The 19641-nt window shown below is 53.7% G+C and carries 20 protein-coding genes; 16 read left to right on the top strand and 4 right to left on the bottom strand.

The genetic code is table 11. The annotated features are described in order from the left end of the window. Positions 1-129: 129 nt before the first annotated feature. Positions 130-483 (top strand): hypothetical protein, encoded by a 354-nt coding sequence (locus QWI17_RS02425; protein ID WP_441294577.1) that lies wholly within the window; start codon positions 130-132, stop codon positions 481-483. A 465-nt stretch (positions 484-948) separates the two neighbouring features. Here the strand turns inward: QWI17_RS02425 and QWI17_RS02420 are convergent, their stop codons facing one another. From QWI17_RS02420 to QWI17_RS02410, 3 genes are all read right to left on the bottom strand, one after another. Beyond that, positions 949-2538 carry a general secretion pathway protein GspF gene (locus tag QWI17_RS02420; protein ID WP_302720899.1) on the bottom strand — a complete coding sequence of 530 codons (1590 nt, stop codon included), beginning with the start codon at positions 2536-2538 and terminating at the stop codon, positions 949-951. Positions 2539-3129: 591 nt separating this feature from the next. Next, on the bottom strand, positions 3130-5610 hold the full coding sequence (locus tag QWI17_RS02415) for a LamG domain-containing protein (RefSeq protein WP_302720898.1): 2481 nt from the start codon (positions 5608-5610) through the stop codon (positions 3130-3132). Positions 5611-5621: 11 nt separating this feature from the next. After that, positions 5622-6833, bottom strand: coding sequence for a hypothetical protein (locus QWI17_RS02410; RefSeq protein WP_302720897.1), 1212 nt, complete (start codon positions 6831-6833; stop codon positions 5622-5624). Positions 6834-7055: 222 nt separating this feature from the next. On the opposite strand from QWI17_RS02410, the gene QWI17_RS02405 reads away from it, so the two are divergent. From QWI17_RS02405 to QWI17_RS02345, 13 genes are all read left to right on the top strand, one after another. After that, complete coding sequence (locus tag QWI17_RS02405; RefSeq protein WP_302720896.1) at positions 7056-9737, top strand: HzsA-related protein; 2682 nt, start codon at positions 7056-7058, stop codon at positions 9735-9737. Further along, positions 9737-10501 carry an outer membrane beta-barrel protein gene (locus QWI17_RS02400; RefSeq protein ID WP_302720895.1) on the top strand — a complete coding sequence of 255 codons (765 nt, stop codon included), beginning with the start codon at positions 9737-9739 and terminating at the stop codon, positions 10499-10501. The genes QWI17_RS02405 and QWI17_RS02400 overlap by 1 nt, the downstream gene beginning before the upstream one ends. Further along, a complete protein-coding gene (locus tag QWI17_RS02395) occupies positions 10471-11109 on the top strand; it encodes an outer membrane beta-barrel domain-containing protein (protein ID WP_302720894.1) in 639 nt (212 codons plus the stop codon). The genes QWI17_RS02400 and QWI17_RS02395 overlap by 31 nt, the downstream gene beginning before the upstream one ends. 120 nt (positions 11110-11229) lie before the next feature. Further along, on the top strand, positions 11230-11715 hold the full coding sequence (locus QWI17_RS02390; RefSeq protein ID WP_302720893.1) for a TlpA family protein disulfide reductase: 486 nt from the start codon (positions 11230-11232) through the stop codon (positions 11713-11715). Then, entirely contained in the window at positions 11712-11933 is a 222-nt protein-coding gene (locus QWI17_RS02385) for a DUF4266 domain-containing protein (RefSeq protein WP_302720892.1), read from the top strand. The genes QWI17_RS02390 and QWI17_RS02385 overlap by 4 nt, the downstream gene beginning before the upstream one ends. Continuing rightward, positions 11920-13056 (top strand): DUF3570 domain-containing protein, encoded by a 1137-nt coding sequence (locus QWI17_RS02380; protein WP_302720891.1) that lies wholly within the window; start codon positions 11920-11922, stop codon positions 13054-13056. Before QWI17_RS02385 ends, QWI17_RS02380 begins: the two co-directional genes overlap by 14 nt. A gap of 210 nt (positions 13057-13266) precedes the next feature. Then, on the top strand, positions 13267-14004 hold the full coding sequence (locus tag QWI17_RS02375; RefSeq protein WP_302720890.1) for an esterase/lipase family protein: 738 nt from the start codon (positions 13267-13269) through the stop codon (positions 14002-14004). Between the two features lie 30 nt (positions 14005-14034). Next, the gene (locus QWI17_RS02370) at positions 14035-14418 is read left to right on the top strand and encodes a hypothetical protein (RefSeq protein ID WP_302720889.1); all 384 of its coding nucleotides are present in this window, start codon (positions 14035-14037) and stop codon (positions 14416-14418) included. Between the two features lie 42 nt (positions 14419-14460). Next, positions 14461-14814 (top strand): thioredoxin domain-containing protein, encoded by a 354-nt coding sequence (locus tag QWI17_RS02365; protein WP_302720888.1) that lies wholly within the window; start codon positions 14461-14463, stop codon positions 14812-14814. A 3-nt stretch (positions 14815-14817) separates the two neighbouring features. Continuing rightward, a complete protein-coding gene (locus tag QWI17_RS02360) occupies positions 14818-15357 on the top strand; it encodes an NADPH-dependent FMN reductase (protein WP_302720887.1) in 540 nt (179 codons plus the stop codon). A gap of 15 nt (positions 15358-15372) precedes the next feature. Beyond that, positions 15373-16113 (top strand): hypothetical protein, encoded by a 741-nt coding sequence (locus QWI17_RS02355; RefSeq protein WP_302720886.1) that lies wholly within the window; start codon positions 15373-15375, stop codon positions 16111-16113. 133 nt (positions 16114-16246) lie between these two features. Beyond that, the gene (locus tag QWI17_RS02350) at positions 16247-16483 is read left to right on the top strand and encodes a hypothetical protein (RefSeq protein WP_302720885.1); all 237 of its coding nucleotides are present in this window, start codon (positions 16247-16249) and stop codon (positions 16481-16483) included. A 102-nt stretch (positions 16484-16585) separates the two neighbouring features. Further along, the gene (locus tag QWI17_RS02345) at positions 16586-16927 is read left to right on the top strand and encodes a DUF805 domain-containing protein (protein ID WP_302720884.1); all 342 of its coding nucleotides are present in this window, start codon (positions 16586-16588) and stop codon (positions 16925-16927) included. A gap of 64 nt (positions 16928-16991) precedes the next feature. Here the strand turns inward: QWI17_RS02345 and QWI17_RS02340 are convergent, their stop codons facing one another. Then, a complete protein-coding gene (locus QWI17_RS02340; RefSeq protein WP_302720883.1) occupies positions 16992-17519 on the bottom strand; it encodes an FAD-binding oxidoreductase in 528 nt (175 codons plus the stop codon). A gap of 31 nt (positions 17520-17550) precedes the next feature. On the opposite strand from QWI17_RS02340, the gene QWI17_RS02335 reads away from it, so the two are divergent. Beyond that, a complete protein-coding gene (locus QWI17_RS02335) occupies positions 17551-17940 on the top strand; it encodes a GtrA family protein (protein ID WP_302720882.1) in 390 nt (129 codons plus the stop codon). Between the two features lie 226 nt (positions 17941-18166). Further along, positions 18167-19582, top strand: a complete 1416-nt coding sequence (locus QWI17_RS02330; protein WP_302720881.1) for a sugar porter family MFS transporter — start codon at positions 18167-18169, stop codon at positions 19580-19582. The last annotated feature ends 59 nt before the right edge of the window (positions 19583-19641 follow it).

Below are 19641 nucleotides of genomic sequence, written 5' to 3'. Positions count from 1 at the left end.
GATAGTGTCGGCAAGACTGGATAGCATGCATATGGATCGGCTCTTTGGTTAGGTGGTAAGTTTGGCGATTTACAGCCTACCATTGAGCCGATCTTTTTATAAGTATTTCAATTGCTTAGGCTTAAGTAAGTGCCATTCGGGCCTGACAGGTTATCTGCCACTATGGATAGCTTTGATGCAAATTATAGTGATTTAGTTCATTGGGCAGTCCGTCATCATGAAGGTTATAAATTTCCGCATCAGGAATATTTTAAGAAGCACCTTGAGGATATGTATGAAAAATATGGTAGCACTGAAGAAGAAGTTGGGTATGAAACAAAAAAAATGACGTATAGAACCCCTATAATGGTTGACACCTTGAAATCAAAAGGGGCATTTTCGTTAGAGTATATCCAAGCAGGATTTGATGCTTATAAGCATTTTCAAGAAAAACATGAAAATAATTCCAAAAATATTGAGCTGCTATTGGGTATAGGCAGCTGAATATTTTCTCTAGAAACTATTTTTTCGAATTTCTTCTGATCGTCTACTTAAGGCGTGCTGAGAATTCCGAGGACAGTTTACTTATTTCAAACTGGATCTTAACTATACTACGAAGCACCGGGTTTCTAAACCCCTTAGATCCAGCCGAGCGGAAGTCTATTTTAGGAGGTAAGCAAACAGGACGTTTGCGCAAGTATCGCCAGGGCATGGACGCCCTGTCGAGACGGCCCCTAAAATAGACTGGAGCGAGGGCACCCCACAGGGGCGGGATCTCCGGGGCGTGTTTCTTGATGACTTCTTTTCACGTAAAAAGAAGTTATTCGCCCCGCCCGGCGACAGAGGGCAAAAACAAAAAAGAAATATAAAATTATCGTTTTAACACAGAGCTCGCTTAGTGCTACAAAACCCCACCGCCAAAAGGCGAACCCCAAGCGTCAAAGACGCCAAGCCGCCGCAGGCAAAAACCTAAACCGGATTCCCAATCCCCCCATCCACAATCGGATTCATCGCCGTCAGCCGATCCATCAACGCCGCCGTCCCCAACCCATGCTGAGGAAACAGCGTGGGGAACAAATGCTGCTCGTTGTGCAGTGCCATATAATTCAGCACCAAGGTCTCCACCAGCAAGTTCACATTGTTGGCCGCTGGGCTCGATGCCGTTTCCACATCGCCGCTCTGGCGCATATAGCCCAGCTGTTGATGCAGCGCTTGCTCTTCCATGGTGCCGCCGACAATACCGGGGCGGCCGGTGGGGTTGTACACCAAAAAGTAGGAAGCGGCGGTTTGTTGATTGTCACCGGTCCATACACCTTTGCCGCGCCCTTCGACGGAATTGTCCAACATACCGTTAGAGAACACCGAGCCGTCGGAGAACACATAAATCATCACTGGCACGCCGATGCGCGCCGCGTACTCTAAACAGGCGCCGATGCAGCGCCCGGCGCGCAGGTCGCGCAGCTCGCCGGTGGAGCGATCCCCGGTGTGGTAATCGTAACCGCCCATGGTAATGGTACCGGCACCGGCATAGCCGTTCATGACCAACTTCATCACCGAGGCGGCCTTGCGAAACTCACTGTCGCCGTCGAACTCCTCGAAGCTGAAAATACCCGCGGGGCCGACAATGTCCGGGTCGGCAATGGGGTCGATGGCCGAGGGGTCGCCAAAGCGATCGGCCAGATCCGCACTTTTTACATAACCGCAGCGCATTAAATCTTTCAGCACCGTGTCGCGCACGCTGCCGGTATTAACCGCGCCCAACTTAGCGTTGCTGATGCGATACATGGATTCCATGACCGCGACTGTGTCGCTCTGCTCAAGCAGGCCCACCAGATCGCCCACATCCACTAAGCCCGACACGTCACTGGGCCGGTCCACTTTGGTGGGCCGCACTTCCGGGTTCATTAACATCGCCGGTGCCATCGAGTTGCCGCCGGAGTCACTGGAGCGCGAGCCAATCAGCGATAGCAGCGAGCCGTCCGCGCCGACGCGGTTAATGCCGTACATGGGGTTGTGCGGGTTGTTGCCGGTGTCGTTCTCTGAGCGGGCGGGAATCACCGCGCCGTTAATGTTGGCGGCACGATCGGCGCCGATGCGCTCCAAAATACCGCGCAGCATTTGGCTGTCAGAGTGAAAGGCGAGGCCCAAATCCTGATTAATAAAGTTGCCTTGCCCGCTTTGCGGTGTCATGTCACCGGGCAGGCCCTGCTTGCTGTAACCGGCCGTGGAGAGAAAATCCATCTGCCCGCCAGCGCCGCCCACCAGCACGTTAGAGCCGGCAATATTGGCGCCGCCGGCCAAATCGAAACAGATAAACGGAATTTTACCCGCGCCCTGTGTGGCAATGCCGCAGGCGTTGCGCATAGCGGCGAGATCGGACGACAGCGCCGCCTCCGCCTGACGCGGGTTGGTAAACAAACTAAACGCAGAGGCGCCCATCACCGTGGCGGCACCTTTTTGAAAACCCTGACAAATCATATCGCGCCGGGTAATGGGCCGGGCGTGATCGTTGAGCTTGAGCGGCGCGTCCGGGTGCAGGGGTTGTTTGTGTTTAGGCATGGGTTGGCTCCTGAGCCAGAGTGCGTTGGTTCAGCTGGGGCTGTTTGTTAAGTTTGCTTTGTTTGTGTTTCATGTTTTTCTCAGCCCTGCTGACCGGTTTGTTGCTTGTTTTGTATATTTTTCGCCTCGAAGGCGAGTTACTTTTTTCGAAAAAAGTAACCGCGTCGCTCCTGCGCACAGCCCAGGCTGCCTTCTCTGCCTTCGGCATTCACCTTGTCCGTGCGCACGCGACATTAGTGAATCCCTTCACGTCAAAACTGTGCCCAACAACTGGCCCCTTTGGTCGCTAAGCGTCCGGCCAGCAAGCGCAGCTTGCCGTCGTTCGGCTACGCGCAAAGCAGCGCTTTGCAAGCGCTAGGCCTCACCCCTCGTTCCGACAAATTTTAGAGGGCCGCAAAGACGCACCGTGCCCCAGGGCACCTTCTCTGCTGCTTCACAGCATTCACCTTGTCCTTGGCCTGACGATACTTGCGCAAACTTCCTGTTTGCTTACCCCCTAAAAGAGCCCTCCATTCGGCTCATCTGCAATCGGACAAAACCTCCGCAAACCCAACATGGTTGTTAAATATTCGACGTTAAAAGCTCCAAGTTCTAATGCACCAACATAATCGCGCTGCCGAGGGCGGCGGCGCAGGTGGCTTTGACGGTGGTGGCGGTGCGATTTGTATCGCAGCTGCCACCGCAGGCGGTCATGGTGTCTATCAGGCTGTTGAGCTCGGTGCGAATGGTGTCCGGATTGGGCTGGCTGGCAAGCGCGCTGCCGCTCACCTCGCCCGCTACCATGGCCGAGAGCAACGGCTCAATGACTTGATTGCGATCGCCCACATCAAAGGCGCTGCCGGCAGTTGCGGCGAAATTAAAGCCCGGGAAGAAGTCTGCGCGCAGGCTGCTGTCATCCACCAGCGCACTGCAGTAAGACACCGCCAGTTGGGTAATGCCCATTTGCTGGGCGGCGAGGAAGCCGTCCATTTGGCTGATAACCGGCAGCTGCTGTTCTACTTTTTGATAGGTGCTGGCCACGCTCGCGGTGGAGCGCGGTACGCCCGTCATGGCGGCCAGTGACGCGTCAATCTCGGCGAAGGTTTTAATGCCAATTAACGGTTGGTCGTCAATATCTGCCGCCGGCTGCGGCGCCGGTGGCTCGGCCTCTACCCGCACATATTCGTGCTCGCCCAAGCGGTCGAAGGTGAGAAAGAAGGTGTCCAGCTCGGCGCCCTGCTCCAGGCCAATCACCGCGCCCTGGCGGGATAAGTCTTGCTTGCCCTCGACATAGTTGGCGGCGTTTATTTCGGTGTCGAGTGCCGCGAACACTTGCCCGACGATGGCCTCGCGGCCGTTAATGCCGATGCGTATGCCTTCCACCGGTACGGTGGGGATGGCCTCATCGCCCAGGTTGGCAAAGAAGGGCTCGCTAAACAGGTAGCTGTAATCGTCAAACTGTTGCACCTGAAATACTAGGTAGGCCTGACTCAGGCCAATCAGTTCGCTGATGTTAAACAGCAGGAAGTATTTTTGGCCCACGCCCACTTCGTAGTTAGCAGCCACCGCCTCGGCGCTGAGAGCGCGGTTGTGAATCGCCAAAAAGCGCAGGCTGCCCATCCACAAACGGTCGGAGGAGACTTCGTTGCCCACCACCAGTGCGTAGCTGGAGTCCCACTCGTTGAGATTGCCGGACTCCACCTCGTCGACATCGCCGGTGTATTCACCGTTGACGTAAATGCGCCGCCCGTTGACCGGGTCGAAGGTGATCACCGCGTGTTGCAAGCTCGCTTGCAGACGCTCGTCGGCGTCCGCCGTGGACAGCGCGGGCATGCCGTTGCCATCGGTGGTGGAGCTGCGGTGAAAGAAATCGTAGTTGTAGAGGGTTTGGCCCAAAGTGAAGTTGCGCACCTGGGTGCTGCCGGAGTAGCCGACAATGTGGGCCTCTTCCTGAGTGACGTTGTCGGGAATGACCCAGGTTTCAATGGTGTATTCACCGGTGGAGGTGATCAGGTCGAAAAGTTTGCGGCTGGTGGCGGTAGACGCCTGAGCCTTGCCATCGTTGATGCGCAGGCCCCAGCTCGACATCCACTCCACGTTGCCATTAATGGTGAGGTCCGCCGCCGGTTCCACACCACTGGTGTCGTAGGCGATGCTGCCCTCACCGGCTTTGAACTCGTACTTGGCGATTACATCGCTCTCTACCCGCCCGCCCGAGCTGGCGATAATGCCGTCGCCCAATTGCAGCGCTTTACTGATAGCCAGATTGGGGTCCACCTCGGTGACGGGCAAGCTGGCGACAAAGTCTTCAATGGCTTGGGTCATGCTGGCCGCGTCACTGGCGCAGCTGCCGCTCCAGCAGTTGTGGCTTTCCAGTGCCAGGCGCTGCACCAAACGGGAGTTGTCGGGGGCATCCAGCCGAATGCGACTGCGCGCCGCCTCATAGGAGACCTGAATATCGTCACTGCCGAGATAGGGCTGCTGTTGCAGCGGTGCGTCTTCGGCGTGGCAGGCGCTGCAGTATTGCGCCAGTAAGGGGTATACCGTTGAGCTAAAGGCGCCCGGGTCTGCGGTGAAGTTTTTGCTGTCGGCCACTTCTTTGTCTTCGGGCGGCAACAGGACAATTTCATTGGTGAGGGTGCCCACGCTGCTGGCCCAGCTGGTGATATAGCCTTCAATAATATCGGCGCAGGCGGTGGCACTGTCGAGCCAGCAGTTGTGGCCACCACCGACCTTACTCACTAAGGTGGACAGTTGCGGTGTGCCTAAATCGATGAGCGGCTCGGCGACGCGGTAGGCTTCGTTAATGTCGTCATTGCGCACAAAGCTCGGTTGCTGGCCACTGGTGCCGTGGCAGTCGCCACAGCGCTCGGGCACGGCCAGGTTGTCCCACACATGCAATTTAAACAGCTGAATATCGTCGGTTTGCGGTGCCGGGCCGTCGTACTCAGCACCCGAGTTACCGCCATTACCGGTGTCCGGGTTGACGTTGTTGGTGGTGGGTTCGCCGCTGTCGGAACCGCAGCCGGCCAATACTGCCAGCGCGATCGCTGTGAGTGAGTATTTACTGATGTGCTGTTTAAGCACCGCCATGGTGTCCATCTCTATTGGCCCTTGCAGTAGTCGGCGGTGTCGATAAACACCTGTTTCAGGTTGTAGCCGCTGCTGGCGAAGTTACTGGTGGCCGTTTCTACCAGTGCGCGGTCGGCGCTGTTGCCGGGTTGGCGCAGGCAGACTTTGGTAAAGACCTTCTCTACCTGACAACTGGCAAAGGCGCCGGAGTGGGCCAGTTCCATACCTAGGCTTTTAGCACCCGCGCCTTCGCCGGCGAGGGTTGGGTCCCACTCGAGAATGGCGTTGGGGCCGGCGCGCCAGTAGTTGTCCCACTGGTCGTTTTCGGTGATGTAGCCCGGGGCAAAGGTGCCCGCATTAATATGGTACTTGGCCTCAACGCGGGTGCCGGTGGCCGGGTCGGTTTCGCCTTCGCCGTTATAATTCAGAGCGCCAAACTCGGCGTCCGGGTCGGTTTCCATGTCGTATTCGTAGTCGTAGTAGGCAAAGGCCTGCGCCATAGGGTCCATGCCCGAGTGGCAGCCCACGCAATTGTTGAGAAACACGCGGCTGTCACCGCCCGGGGAGCGGCTCACATCCTGGCGAATACGGTCGGGGGTGCGGGTGGTGTCGTGCACCTGTTCTAAGTCCCGGCACAAGTGGTTGAGCAGGGTAAAGCGGAACATGGCACGGTTGGTGCCGGCGTAGTAAAAGGCCTTTGCCCCGGCGCGGCTGGTCATAACCCCGGCGGTGGCGGCACTGGGCAGCCCAGTTAACGTCGATTGCGGCTGCTCGGTAAGTGCATCAATCAATTCGACGTCGGCCGCTTCCAGCGCCTGATAGTGTTCATTGTTATTTAGGCTGTAAGGCGGCAGGCCGAGGTTGCCGGCGCCGGTGTAGAGCACATCGCCATAGAGCAAGGTGCGAAAGTCGCGCTCATCTCGCACCAGTCCCATAACGGTGGCGGTGTAGTCGTTGAGCGGGGCAAACGGGCTGAAGTCGCGATTGGTCCAGGGGGTGGCCATGGCTTTTAACGTGGCTCGGTAAAAGCCGTCGTTTTCCATGGCCATGCGCACGGCCGCGGCCACATCGTTATTGTTAATGTGATCGGTCATTGCCAGCAGCACGGCTTGCGAGGGGGGAACACCGGCCACCCGCGAGTGAATTTGCATGGCCTGCTCGCGAGCACCTGCCAGAGCTTGTACACTGCAAAGCAACAGCCCGGCACATAAAGCCCGTTTGATAATAATAGGCGTGAGGGACATTCCCCTGGCTCCACGGTTTATAGAATAATGATTGTGATTGGCCACATTATAGGCGGTTGCGCAGGCTAAACCTGAGTGTTCAGGCCACTAACGGGTGTCTACCCCTTCACAAAACCATTAATTAGGCGCAGGTTTAGCCCTTCATGCGGATAGAATAGCGGCTAGCGTCAATAACAATACACTTTCGCCAATGCCAGGGGTAGGCCGGATATGCAGAGCCAGATGACAACTCCCAGTCGACAATTGCGTTGGCGCGCCCTGCCATTGGCACTGGCGACTGCGCTGGGTTTGGCCGCTTGCGGTGGCGGCGGTGGTGGCGGTTTGTCAGGTGGTGGCCAGGAGCCCGATCCGGTGGTGGTCGACTTACCCATCGCCTACATTGAGCGCGCCTTGCCGCGCGATGAGGCCGGCGAATTACTCCCCCCCGAGCCGTTTCGGCGCAGTGACTTTAACCCCGGCGCGCAATTGTTTTTGAAAGAGCGCGCCACCGATGATGCCCTCACCATAAACATCAGTGACGAGGCGTTCGCGGGCGGCGAATACGATGTCAAAGATTTAAGTGCCCACCCCGATGGCGACCGCTTGCTGTTCGCCATGCGTGCCCCCGAGCTCGAAGATGTCGACGAAGACGATCAGCCCAATTGGAATATTTGGGAGTACAACCTTGAGTTGGGCGAGCTGCGTCGGGTTATAAGCTCGGATATTGTGGCCGAACAGGCCGACGATATTAACCCGCGCTACCTGCCCGACGGCCGCATAGTATTTTCCTCCACCCGGCAAATACGCAGCCGCGCTATTTTGCTGGATGACGACAAAGCTCAGTACGCCGCCGAAAGCGAAAGTGGTGACGGTCCGGCCTTTGTGCTGCACTCCATGAACGACGACGGCTCTGATATTCACCAGCTCTCTTACAACCAGAGCCACGAGTGGGAGCCGCTACTGTTGGCCGATGGGCGCCTGCTGTTTACCCGCTCTGACAATTACAACAACAACCGCATTAGCTACTACACCGCTCGCCCCGACGGCACCGACCTGCGCCGTCACTACGGTTTTTATACTCTGCTGGGCGAGGAAACCCCCTGGTTGTTTAACCCGGAATTAATGCCCGATGGCCGTTTGGTGGGCATTTACAAGCCGCGCGAAAGTTTGCTTGGTGGCGATTTGGTGGCGATAAACCACACTGACTATGTCGAGAGCAATCGCTCGATCGCGTCAGTCAGTGAAGACGACACCGAAGCGGATGCTGCCGCGCTCGATACCCTGACTGTGCTGCCGGTAATGATCGACGGCAGTGTCTCTCGCCACGGTGAGTTTTCAGCGCTGGCGCCGCTGTATGACGGTACCAATCGCCTGCTGGTGAGTTGGAGTCAGTGCCGCCTGATTGAACCGGCCAACCCGGAGGTGGATGGCAGCGAGGAGCGCTATGTGCCCTGTACCGAGGCTAACCTCGCTCTGGAAGAGCCGTTGGAGCCAGCACCGCCGGTGTATGGCTTGTGGCTATATAACCTCGATGACAACCTGCAGCAGCCGGTGATTGTGCCCAAAGAGGATGTCTACTACACTGATTTAGTCACCCTGGAGCCGCGCGCGCCGGTGGAGTATCTCGCACCTGACGTGGACCCGGATCTTGCCGAAGAAGGCGTTGGGGTGCTGCATATCAGCAGTGTCTACGATATGGACGGTGAGGATAGCAGCAACGCCGGCTACAACAATTTGCGTGATCCGGCTCAGTTCACCGCCGCCGAGCGCCCGGCCAGATTCTTGCGTTTGCTAAAAGCGGTGTCGCTGCCGCCCGATGATATTCTCGACTTTCCCGGTAGCGCCTTTGGCTTTAGCGGCGGTCAGCGCTTTAAAGAGATTCTGGGTTATGTGCCCATTGAACCAGACGGCTCGGTTAAAACATTGGTGCCGGCCGATGTCGCTTTTACAGTCTCCATTGTAGACGCCAATGGGCAGCGTATATCCGACCGGCACGAGCACTGGTTGCAGGTACGTCCGGGCGAGACCTTTGAGTGTCAGGGCTGCCACCAGGATGGCTCGCCAATACCACACGGCCGTACTAACGCGGGGCCGCAGAAGCTTAACACCGGCGCTACCACTACTGGTGTACCCTTCCCCAATACCGAGCCCGCGTTGTTCGCCGACATGGGTGAAACCATGGCCGAGGTGTATGCCCGCATAGCCGGTATTCGCACGCCCTCGGTGGATATTGAATATACCGATGACTGGACCGACCCCGCCGTGCGCGCCAAAGATGAATCTTTCAGCTATCGCTACGCCGCTATTTACGACACACCGGACCCGACCAAACTACCGGCCAGCGAGTTGTGTCAGCAAAGCTGGAGTGCCGAGTGCCGCACGGTGATTCATTACCCGGAACATATTCAGCCGCTGTGGGAAAAGCCAAGAGTTGTGTTAGATGACGCCGGCGCTATCCTTGCGGACAATACTTGCACCAGCTGTCATAACACGGTGGACGTGGATGGCCTTGTGCAGGTTCCGGCGGGCCAGTTAGACTTAACCGCAACTGAGAATAACAGCCCCCACATCACCTCGTACCGCAAGTTGCTGGCAACGCATTTTGAACAGGAAGTGGTTGAGGGAGTTCTACAGGATGTGTTGATTGAAAGCGGAGAATTTGAGCGCGACGAGGAAGGTGAGCTGATATTGGACGCCGAGGGTAACCCTATTCCGATTTTGGTTCGCGTACCGGTGGGACGCTTAATGACCCCGGCCGGCGCCATCTTCAGTGGCCGTTTTTTCAATCGCATGAACCAGTTTGATCAGGAAGATGCTACCTTTGATCACCGCGGCCTGCTCAACGCCAGCGAGCAAAAGCTGATTTCCGAGTGGTTGGACATCGGTGCTCAGTATTACAACGACCCCTTTGACGTACCCGATTAATGACAAAAACTGGCAAAACATTATCAGCTCTGGTGCTGGCCTTCAGCACCGTGCTAGCACTGCCGGTTAACGCGGGCTGGTTTGGCGACGATGAGCCTCTGGTGGTTACGGTCGATACGGCCTACATAGATGTTTACTCGGGCCCCGGTCGCGGTTATCCAATATTCCATGCGCTGGAAAAAGGCGAGCGTATTACGCTGCTAAAAAGCCGCACCCAGTGGATTAAAGTGCTGACCGACAAAGGCACCGAGGGCTGGATAAAACGCGACGCCATGTTGGCAACAATCGATGCCACCGGTACCACCCCGGACTTTGCCGATAGTTCCCGCGCCGATGCAGTGGACGGCAGTTTTGAATTGGGGGCGGGCTTCGGCGGTTTCGGCGGGGCCGACTCTACTACCCTGACACTGGGTTATCGTTTTACCCGTAACTTAACCATAGAGGCGCGCTACGCCCAGCAGGCCGGTCGTTTTTCCGACAGTGAAATTATCGCCGGCGGTATTACCCATCAGCCCTTTCCGGATTGGTGGGTATCGCCCTATTTGGGTATGGGAGCCGGCAGCATAAAAATTCACCCCAGCGCCACCTTGGTGGACACCGAAGATCGCGAAGACTCGGTACTGCAGGCAAGTGTGGGTGCGTACGTGTATTTGTCGCGTCGATTCTTTTTAAGATTGGACTACACCAATCATTACCTGCTCACCACCCGTGAGAACAACGATGAGGTTAACGAATGGCGAGTTGGATTCAACGTTTTCTTTTAACAGGTTGTTGCCTTGTGCCGCTCATGGTGAGCGCGCAGGATGATGATCCGCTGGAGCCGATTGTTGGCACCGACATAGAGCGTCGCGCCATTAGCGAAGATATGCTCGATTCGGAAAATTTCGAAATCGGCGTGTATGGTGGCGTGCTCGGCATTGAGGATTTCGGCAGTAACGCCGTCACCGGGGCCAACATTGCCTACCATATCACCGAAGACTTTTTTGTTGAGGCAATTTACGGGATCAGCGAAGCCAATAAAACCAGCTATGAACTGCTCAGCGGCGCCGTTGAATTGTTAAACGATGAGGAGCGCGAATTTACCTATTACGCTCTATCGATTGGTTACAAGTTATTTCCGGGTCAGGTATTTATTGGCTCCAACACCGCGTTTAATACGCACTTTTATATTACCGCTGGCGGCGGCAATACCGAATTTGCCGGCAACCGCTATGCGACCTATACCTTTGGCGCGGGTTATAAATTTTATATGACTGATTGGTTCGCGCTGGATATTGGTATGCGCGATCATATGTTCAGCCACGAGCTGTTCGGTGAGACCCGCAACACCAACAATTTTGAAGGACGCATGGGCCTTTCTGTATATTTTTAGTAACCCAGTGATCTAATGTGCCGGGTTACTGGTGCGGAGCAGGGATGTACCGCCATCGGCGTTAGGCGACATTCAAACCGGTCAGAATGACCTGTTTAAATACTCATTATAGGAGTAAGCATGATTAAACAACTATTGTCTTTGGTGCTGATATGCGGCGTTTTTTCGGCCACCAGTGCCTGCGCCAAAGATATTGCACCCGACTTTACGCTCAAGAGCAACGGCGGCGAAAACCTGCGTCTGGAAGAACAGCGCGGCAATGTGGTTATGCTGAATTTCTGGGCGACCTGGTGTGCACCGTGTCGCAAAGAAATGCCAGTGTTGGAAGAAATACACCAACGTTATGGCGCGGCCGGATTTGTACTGTGGGGCGTTAATGTAGAAGAGGACAGTGAAGCGGCCGCAGCTATGGCTAAAGATTTAGGCGTAACCTTCCCGATTGTGTTTGACCCTGAAAGCAAAGCCAGTCAGGCCTATGGGATTGATGCGATGCCCACCACCATTTTGATTGATCGCGACGGCAACGTTCGTTACAAGCATCGCGGTTTACCCAAAGGCTACGAAGAAAAGTATCGCTCCGAGGTGCGGGAGCTGCTTGCCGAATGAAATACTTGAGTCGCGGTATGTTATTGCTCGCAATGCCTTTATTGTTGTCGGCGTGTTCGCCTTGGGTAAAACCCTATGAGCGCGCGCATTTGGCCGACGAGGTAATGAGTTTTGACCGCGACCCCATTGCCAACGGTTATCTACACCATGTGTACGAGGCGCGTGAAGCAGCGCGCGGCGCCGATGGTGCCAGCGGAGGTGGCTGTGGCTGCAACTAAAAGACTACTGCTTGCCTTTGCCCTATTGCTGCCATTGATTGTTCAGGCAGAAGTGCTGGCGCCCGACCGCTTGGATGTGATGTACCACAGTTACGATGGCGGCGGAGCCACCATTGACGGGCCATCCGTTTTAATTCGCAAAAATATTGGCAACAGCGTTGCGGTGTCTGCCAACTACTATGTGGATATGGTTTCCAGTGCATCGATTGATGTGTTGGCCACCGCCAGCGAATACACCGAGGAGCGCACCGAGTACTCAATAGGCGCGGAATATTTAAATGACCGCACCATTATTCGCGCCGGTTACACCAGCAGTGAAGAGAATGACTACAGTGCGCAAACCGGTAGCATCAACATAAGCCAGAGTTTTTTTGGCGATCTCACCACGCTGACTCTTGGCATGAGCTACGGGGAAGACACGGTGGGTCAAAACGGCAATACGGAATTCGAAGAGGATGTCGCTCGTCGCCGTTACCAGCTAAACCTCACCCAGATTCTGACCAAATCACTGATCGCGGCGTTTAATTTTGAATCCGCTGTGGATGAAGGCTTTTTGAACAATCCCTATCGGCAAGTTCGCTACCTGGACCCCAATGCCGCGCAGGGCTACAGTTATCAAAAAGAACTGTACCCGGAGACCCGCAATTCCGACGCAGCGGCATTGCGGGCAATTTATTATTTGCCCTATCGTGCCAGCCTGCGTGCCGATTACCGTTTGTACGAAGACAGCTGGGGCATTGAGGCTAGCAACTGGGAGCTGCGTTATACCCACCCCTGGGGTGAGCGCTGGTTGTTTGAATTGAAGTATCGCAGTTACGAGCAAACTCAGGCCGATTTCTACTCGGATTTATTCCCCTACCGCGATGCGCAAAACTTTCTTGCCCGTGATAAAGAGCTTAGTGAATACACCTCCGATACTATTGGTTTAGGTGTCACCTACTATGTGCCGGAGCAATGGCTGTGGGTGTTCGATAAAAGTACCGTTAACTTGTACTGGGACAATTTTCAGTTTGACTACGAAAATTTCCGCAACGTGCTGGCTGAAGATGCCGTTGTCGGCGAAGAGCCTATGTATAACTTTGATGCAAACGTGATCCGATTGTATTTTTCATTTTGGTACTAAGGATATTTTTCTGGTCATAGCGTAATAGAGACGACAATTATGGATTCATTTTCTATGCTGGGGTTTTTGTTTGGTGCTATGGGCTTTGGTTTTGGCGTCGCAGGTATGGTTCTGGGGATTCGCGCCAATAAGCGACTTGACGAAATGTCGTAGGTTCAAATAGGCAAGTATGAAGTGTTCGTCAATAAATTCAAATCATAAGCCAAGTTGATGTCTAAGCGAGGCATATTGCTTCACGCGCGTTCGCGCATAGGTGTTTTCCCGTCCGTTTTAGTCATCTATTTTCTGTCATTTTACTCTCCTGTTTGGGCCGATGACTGCGTCGTGCTTTTACACGGCATGGCGCGAACCGAGCGTTCGATGAGCAAAATGGAAGATGCATTGGTTAAGGATCGTTACGCCGTCGTAAACTATGGCTACCCCTCTACCGAGCTTACGATTGAAGAAATATCCCGCGATCATATTCCTAAAGCCTTGCAGCTGTGTGGTAATTATACACGCGTCCACTTTGTGACCCATTCGTTGGGCGGAATTGTGGTGAGAAAGTATCTAGCCGAAAATTCTATCGAAAATCTAGGGCGTGTGGTGATGTTGGGGCCGCCTAATAAGGGTAGCGAAGTTGTCGATAATCTCAAAAATATACCGGGCTTTGCTCTTATCAACGGACCAGCAGGTAGTCAGTTGGGTACTGAGAGCTCTAGTGTGCCAAATTCTCTGGGGCCAGTAACTTATGAGGTTGGTGTGATTGCCGGCAGCTCTACGATTAATCTATTGTTATCGCTTATGCTACCCAATCCGGATGATGGTAAGGTGTCCGTTGCGCGGACCAAAGTCGATGGCATGGTGGATCATATTGTGGTTCCTGTATCGCACCCCTTTTTAATGAGAAACGCTAATGTAATTCAGCAAGCTAAGAATTTTTTGCGGACAGGAAAATTTGTTCACTAGGTGACGACGCTGGCTAAAAGGAATTGAATCGTGGATATATTGGTATTGATTGCTGGTATTCTCAGCGTAACAGTTGGATTTGTGCATTCCTTGTTAGGGGAATGGCTTATTTTTAAAAAGCTCAGAATAAATTCGATTGTTCCAACACTTGCCCCTAAGCCCTTCCGGGAAAAACACATTAGAATTCTTTGGGCTACCTGGCATATATCGAGTATTTTCGGCTGGATGGTGGGGTACATGCTTTTGGTGCTAGCGATAACCGGAAGTATTGAAAGAACACATCTAATCCCCACAATTGCTGTCGCTATGGCGGCCTCTGGAGTTTTGGTTCTGTTGGCGACCCAAGCGAAACACCCCGGCTGGATTGGATTGCTCGGCGTCGCCTTATTGTGTGTGTTGAGTAGTTTGAACTAGAATGTCGGGCGGCTAGGATGGTATTAATAAAAGGAGTTAGCAATGAAGAATCTAATAATCTTGGCACTGATTGTCTTCGCAGGTTACAAAGGCTGGGAGCGTTTCGGCCCCGGTAACACCGTTGAGCCGCTGATGGATTATTCATACGTGGCTGTTTACGGTCGCGATAGTTGTGGCTGGACGCAAAAAACTCTCAAGGAGCTTCGCCAAGCCGGTACATACTATCAATATTACAGCGTCGATAACTCTCAGGTTGCCGATAAGTTGCACAGTCGAATGAAGGCTTCAGGAATAAAGGTCCGAAGATACAATTTGCCTGTAGTTGATGTAAACGGCTCTATTATGATCCGGCCTGCGGTCGATAAAGTGGTGTCCATGTACCGCGAGAAATTGTAAGCCGTGTTGAAGGTTCTGGCGTTGTCCGGCAGTTTGCGGCGGCAGTCGTATAACACCTGTGCACTTGAAGCTATACGTGAACTTGCCGCTGCCAATGTTTCAATCACGTTAGGCGACGTGGGTAGCTTGCCCCTATTCAATCCCGATTTAGAAGATAGCGGTATCGCTTCTGTTGATATTTTAAAAGCTCAGCTAGCGGAGGCTTCGGGACTCATTATTGCCAGCCCGGAGTACGCCCATGGCATCAGTGGCCCGATGAAAAACGCCCTTGACTGGTTGGTCAGTGGGGTGGAGTTCCCGGGCATGCCTATTATGCTGATTAATACATCCCCCAGAGCGACTCATGCACAAGCATCCTTGCGCGAAGTACTTACCACCATGTCGGGCAGTATCGTTGAGGAGGCCTCCGTTGCAATACCGCTGCTGGGTAGTGAGCTGGACTCCAATGGGATACTAAGGGATAAACAGCCTAAGGAATTGTTACAGCGTGGGCTGAATAGCTTCGTCGAGTCTATGAAGGCTTCTTCGCGAATTCCCACCTAATTTAATGGAATGCCAATGAAAAAAATATGGATGTTTGTACTTGCTTTTCTTCTTTCCAGTGCTGTTTACGCCGAGGTTACCAACTTAACAGCGCCGCTGCATAAGCTTGTGCAGGACGGTCGCGACATTTACCTTGGTGAAATACACGGCACGCGGGAAGTTCCAGAGCTTGTTTATGAGTTGGTTACGGCGGCACTCAGTGACCAACACCCGGAACGGGTTACGGTGTCTTTGGAGCTGGATAGCTCTGCGCAAAGCTTGCTGGGTTTTGCGTGGTCTGGCACCGATGGTCGGCACTCTCAAGCGATGTTTGAATTAGTAAAAAAATTGCAAGTATTGACTAAGGATTATGCCTTATCAATACACTATCAACATGATGATTATAATAAATTCGAATCGTCTCAGAGTGTTCGTGAGCGGCAAATGGGACAGGCCATAAAAGTCTTAGCAAAAAACACGCAGCTCATTGCCCTAAGTGGCAATGCTCACTCCGCAGAGCAGCCTTTTGGTGCCGGTGCGCCGGTGCCGGTCGGAGCGTATGTGGGTTCGGGAGTATTGAATATTTATCTGGCTTCGGTGCAGGCGTACACCGCATGGAATTGCTATCAGGGCCCTTGTAAGGAGCAACAATTTGAGCCCTGGCCCGATAACCAGCCCAATGCGGGTACTTTGGTTAGTGGTGAGCTGGTGCATCACGACTATATTTACTTTATGCCGATAGCTAGCGCTTCACCGCCACAGAGTCTGTTGCCGTAGCCTAAAAGTTGCGTGTTGAAGTATGTGTCGGTAGTAGGAGATGCGAGTGCCTAACATTCTGTTTCTATGCAGCAAAAACCAACTGCGCAGCCCCACGGCCGAAGCCGTATTTTCTGACATCGACGGTTAGCAGGTGTATTCCGCAGGGATCAGCAATGATGCTGTTGTGCACGTGGGTCGGGAAGATATTGAATGGGCCGATTTTATATTTGTGATGGAAAAGTCCCACAAAAAGAAGTTGGCACATAAATTTGGTTCGGCCATTAAAGCCCGGTCGGTTGTATCGTTGGACATTCCAGATAACTACGAGTACATGGACAGCGAGTTGATAGCGATACTTAAGCGCAAAGTAGCACGCTATTTTGCTTGACCAGAGTAGGTCGGATAACGCTACTATAGACCTTCGGCGTTTAGCTGCAGTTATGCCCCGCTGGAGCCGCTACCAAATCTTTAGGGGTGACAAGGAGACAGTATGAACTGGTACCTGGGAGTCTTAAAGAAATACGCAGAGTTTACCGGGCGAGCGCGACGTACCGAATATTGGATGTTTGTGCTGATCAATTTAATTATTGCCATTTTACTAGGCGTGATTGATCGGGTCGTCGGTACCGGGGGCTTATTAGGCCTTGTCTATGGGTTGGCCGTTCTTATTCCTGGTATAGCGGTGGCCGCGCGGCGCTTACACGACACCGGTCGAACGGGGTGGTGGCTGCTGATCGCATTTGTACCCGTTATCGGCTTTATTGTTTTGCTGGTGTTTATGGTGATGGACAGCAAGCCCGGCGATAACGAATACGGCGCCTGCCCTAAGTAAGCGGAGCAATGAATGTAGGCCGCTGACTGAAACGACCTCTATTGGCCGATACAGAGGTCGTTTTTTATTGTGTGATGGGCTGCTCGGGGCTCGCGAGCTTGGCGTGTTCGGGTTGTGTTAACCCCTTCGGTAGCTTCGCTTTTAGCAGTGGGTCCATCTGCTGCAGGGCTTTATTAATTTCTGAGTGTTCTTCTTCGCTCAGCGCTTGGTAGCCGCGCCACTGTTGCCATCCATAGCCCCAGCGGAAATCAGTGGGCACAAAGGGTGTTCCTCCGATCCGCACGCCAAGAAACATCAACAAACCAATTTCGGATTCACCCAACTGCGCCACGCAGGCTTCTAACTCGCGATCGGCTGCCGCGCGTTCGCTGTAACTGCCCCCTTTCCAGTAGGCGAAGTCGTGTTGCACACAGCAATTTTGCCACAACTGTTGATCGGCCCAGGTGCCATCGGGAAAGCGGCTGCAGCCGTCAGTGGTAAAAAGGGCTATGCCGCCAGTCGAGGCCTCGCTGGGTTCCTCGCTATGAGCACAGCGCATACAAAGCAGCAGGCCAATAAAAGCGAGGGTCTTGATGGTGCAGTTGTCACTCATTTGTCACGCCTGGTTTGTATCCTTAGGTGCAATGATAAATCCCTTGGGCCAGTGGGGGCCACAGCTTACGCGTTTTGCCATTACCGGTGCCGTGCTCGGCAGTGCGGATTTGGCGCTGTTTGTGAGCTTAGTGGCGGTGGGCGTGGCCTATGAGTGGGCCAATGTGGCCGGCTTAGTGCTGGGCTATGCCTTGGGGTTTGTTCTCCACCACAGTTTTACCTTTCGCTGTCATCATTCGATGTGCCGTCAGTCGGCACAAAAGTATCTTGCCATCTTCTTGCTTAGTTTGGCCTTGGGCAGCGGTGTGCTGCAATTGGTGCTGGCATTGTCGGCAGTACCCCTAATGGCTAAGGGTGCCTCCATGGCAACAGTGGCCCTGACCAACTTCCTGCTGGGGCGTCGATTCGTATTCGGGCTGTAAAACGCTACTCATGCGACCAATCTGAGGGTATAATTGACTATAAGGGCCTTAGCCGCACAGACGGAACTGCCCAATTCATGTCGGGAGAGCCATAGTCCGGCTGGCCACGTAAATGCGCAGTTGCTTGTTTACGTGGCCTTTTTACGTATATGATCCCAAGGCCTAATCGATGGCCTGTCTGCTCGGCTATCAACGATTTAACTATAATCAATAATAGGGAAAATCCATGAGCAACACATCGGGCCCAAATCAGGGCAGTACAGCTTTTATTGTCTTTATCAGTTGCATCGCCACTATCGGTGGGTTTTTGTTTGGTTACGACAGTGGTGTTATCAACGGTACGGTAAAAGGTTTGCAAATCGCCTTTGATTCCGACTCGGCCGGTACCGGTTTTAGTGTTTCTTCTATGCTGCTTGGCTGTGCGGCAGGTGCGCTGTTTGCAGGCCGTCTAGCGGATAAGTACGGCCGTAAAGCACTGCTTGTGGTTGCAGCGGCATTTTTCATTGTCTCGGCCTGGGGCTCTGGTATTGCCACTACCACCGCCGAGTTTGTGCTCTATCGTATTTTGGGAGGGATGGCGGTTGGCGCCGCGTCTGTTATGGCCCCCGCTTACATTAGTGAAGTGGCGCTGGCCAAATATCGCGGTATGCTGACCTCAGTGCAGCAAATTGCCATTATCTCGGGGCTTACCGCGTCGTTCTTCTCCAACTACTTTCTCGCCGAAACCGCAGGTGGCTCTACAGAAATGTTTTGGGCCGGTTACGAAACCTGGCGCTGGATGTTCTGGGTCGAGCTTATTCCCGCCGGTATATTCTTCTTTGCTCTATTGGTGATTCCAGAGAGTCCCCGTTTCTTGGTGGCACGCGGTAAAGAAGAGAAAGCCAAAGCGGTCCTGGTTCGCCTTTACGGTGATGTCGACGGCATTGCTAAGTACACCGAAATTGCCAACTCATTAGCCTCTGATCACCACAGTCCGCGTTTCTCCGACCTATACGATAAGGTCAAAGGTCGTGTTCGCCCTATTGTTTGGGTGGGTATTGGGCTGGCCGTGTTGCAGCAGTTTGTGGGTATCAATGTGGTGTTCTACTACGGCGCTGTACTTTGGGAAGCCGCTGGCTTTACCGAGAGTGAAGCGCTTCAGACCAATGTGTTGTCGGGCACTATCAGCATTGCCGCCTGTTTAATTACCTTCTTTTTGGTGGACAAAATAGGCCGCAAACCACTGCTGTGGTTCGGCTCGGCCGGTATGGCCATTAGCCTGGGTATTGTCGCTTACGCGTTTGCCGGAGCTCCGGTGGATGCCGCGGGTAACCTGAATCTGTCGCAGGAGTCGGGTTTGTTGGCTTTGTATGGGGCGAATATCTATGTATTTTTGTTCAACCTGTCCTGGGGGCCGGTAATGTGGGTGATGTTGGGCGAAATGTTCCCCAATCAAATTCGCGGCTCGGGTCTGGCGATTGCAGGTTTGGCGCAGTGGCTGGCTAACTTCTTGGTGACCTGGAGTTTCCCTATTATGCTGGCAGGTATTGGTTTATCAGCCGCCTACGGCATTTATACCTTCTTCGCCGCTCTGTCCGTGTTCTTCGTAATTTTTATGGTGCACGAGACCAAAGGCATGGAGCTTGAGGACATGAAAGGCTAAACCTTCGCGGTTCTCCTTGCACTAAAGCCACCTTCGGGTGGCTTTTTTGTGACTGCGAT

The organism is Gilvimarinus gilvus (assembly GCF_030518155.1).
Classification (GTDB): Bacteria; Pseudomonadota; Gammaproteobacteria; order Pseudomonadales; family Cellvibrionaceae; genus Gilvimarinus; species Gilvimarinus gilvus.
This window is presented reverse-complemented; position numbering and strand designations above follow the sequence as displayed.

Coding starts and splice junctions, on each gene's coding strand:
- QWI17_RS02420 (WP_302720899.1), bottom strand. CDS start 2,538: ATGCCTAAACACAAACAACCCCTGCACCCGGACGCGCCGCTCAAGCTC.
- QWI17_RS02415 (WP_302720898.1), bottom strand. CDS start 5,610: ATGGCGGTGCTTAAACAGCACATCAGTAAATACTCACTCACAGCGATC.
- QWI17_RS02410 (WP_302720897.1), bottom strand. CDS start 6,833: ATGTCCCTCACGCCTATTATTATCAAACGGGCTTTATGTGCCGGGCTG.
- QWI17_RS02405 (WP_302720896.1), top strand. CDS start 7,056: ATGACAACTCCCAGTCGACAATTGCGTTGGCGCGCCCTGCCATTGGCA.
- QWI17_RS02400 (WP_302720895.1), top strand. CDS start 9,737: ATGACAAAAACTGGCAAAACATTATCAGCTCTGGTGCTGGCCTTCAGC.
- QWI17_RS02395 (WP_302720894.1), top strand. CDS start 10,471: ATGGCGAGTTGGATTCAACGTTTTCTTTTAACAGGTTGTTGCCTTGTG.
- QWI17_RS02390 (WP_302720893.1), top strand. CDS start 11,230: ATGATTAAACAACTATTGTCTTTGGTGCTGATATGCGGCGTTTTTTCG.
- QWI17_RS02385 (WP_302720892.1), top strand. CDS start 11,712: ATGAAATACTTGAGTCGCGGTATGTTATTGCTCGCAATGCCTTTATTG.
- QWI17_RS02375 (WP_302720890.1), top strand. CDS start 13,267: ATGTCTAAGCGAGGCATATTGCTTCACGCGCGTTCGCGCATAGGTGTT.
- QWI17_RS02365 (WP_302720888.1), top strand. CDS start 14,461: ATGAAGAATCTAATAATCTTGGCACTGATTGTCTTCGCAGGTTACAAA.
- QWI17_RS02355 (WP_302720886.1), top strand. CDS start 15,373: ATGAAAAAAATATGGATGTTTGTACTTGCTTTTCTTCTTTCCAGTGCT.
- QWI17_RS02345 (WP_302720884.1), top strand. CDS start 16,586: ATGAACTGGTACCTGGGAGTCTTAAAGAAATACGCAGAGTTTACCGGG.
- QWI17_RS02340 (WP_302720883.1), bottom strand. CDS start 17,519: ATGAGTGACAACTGCACCATCAAGACCCTCGCTTTTATTGGCCTGCTG.
- QWI17_RS02335 (WP_302720882.1), top strand. CDS start 17,551: ATGATAAATCCCTTGGGCCAGTGGGGGCCACAGCTTACGCGTTTTGCC.
- QWI17_RS02330 (WP_302720881.1), top strand. CDS start 18,167: ATGAGCAACACATCGGGCCCAAATCAGGGCAGTACAGCTTTTATTGTC.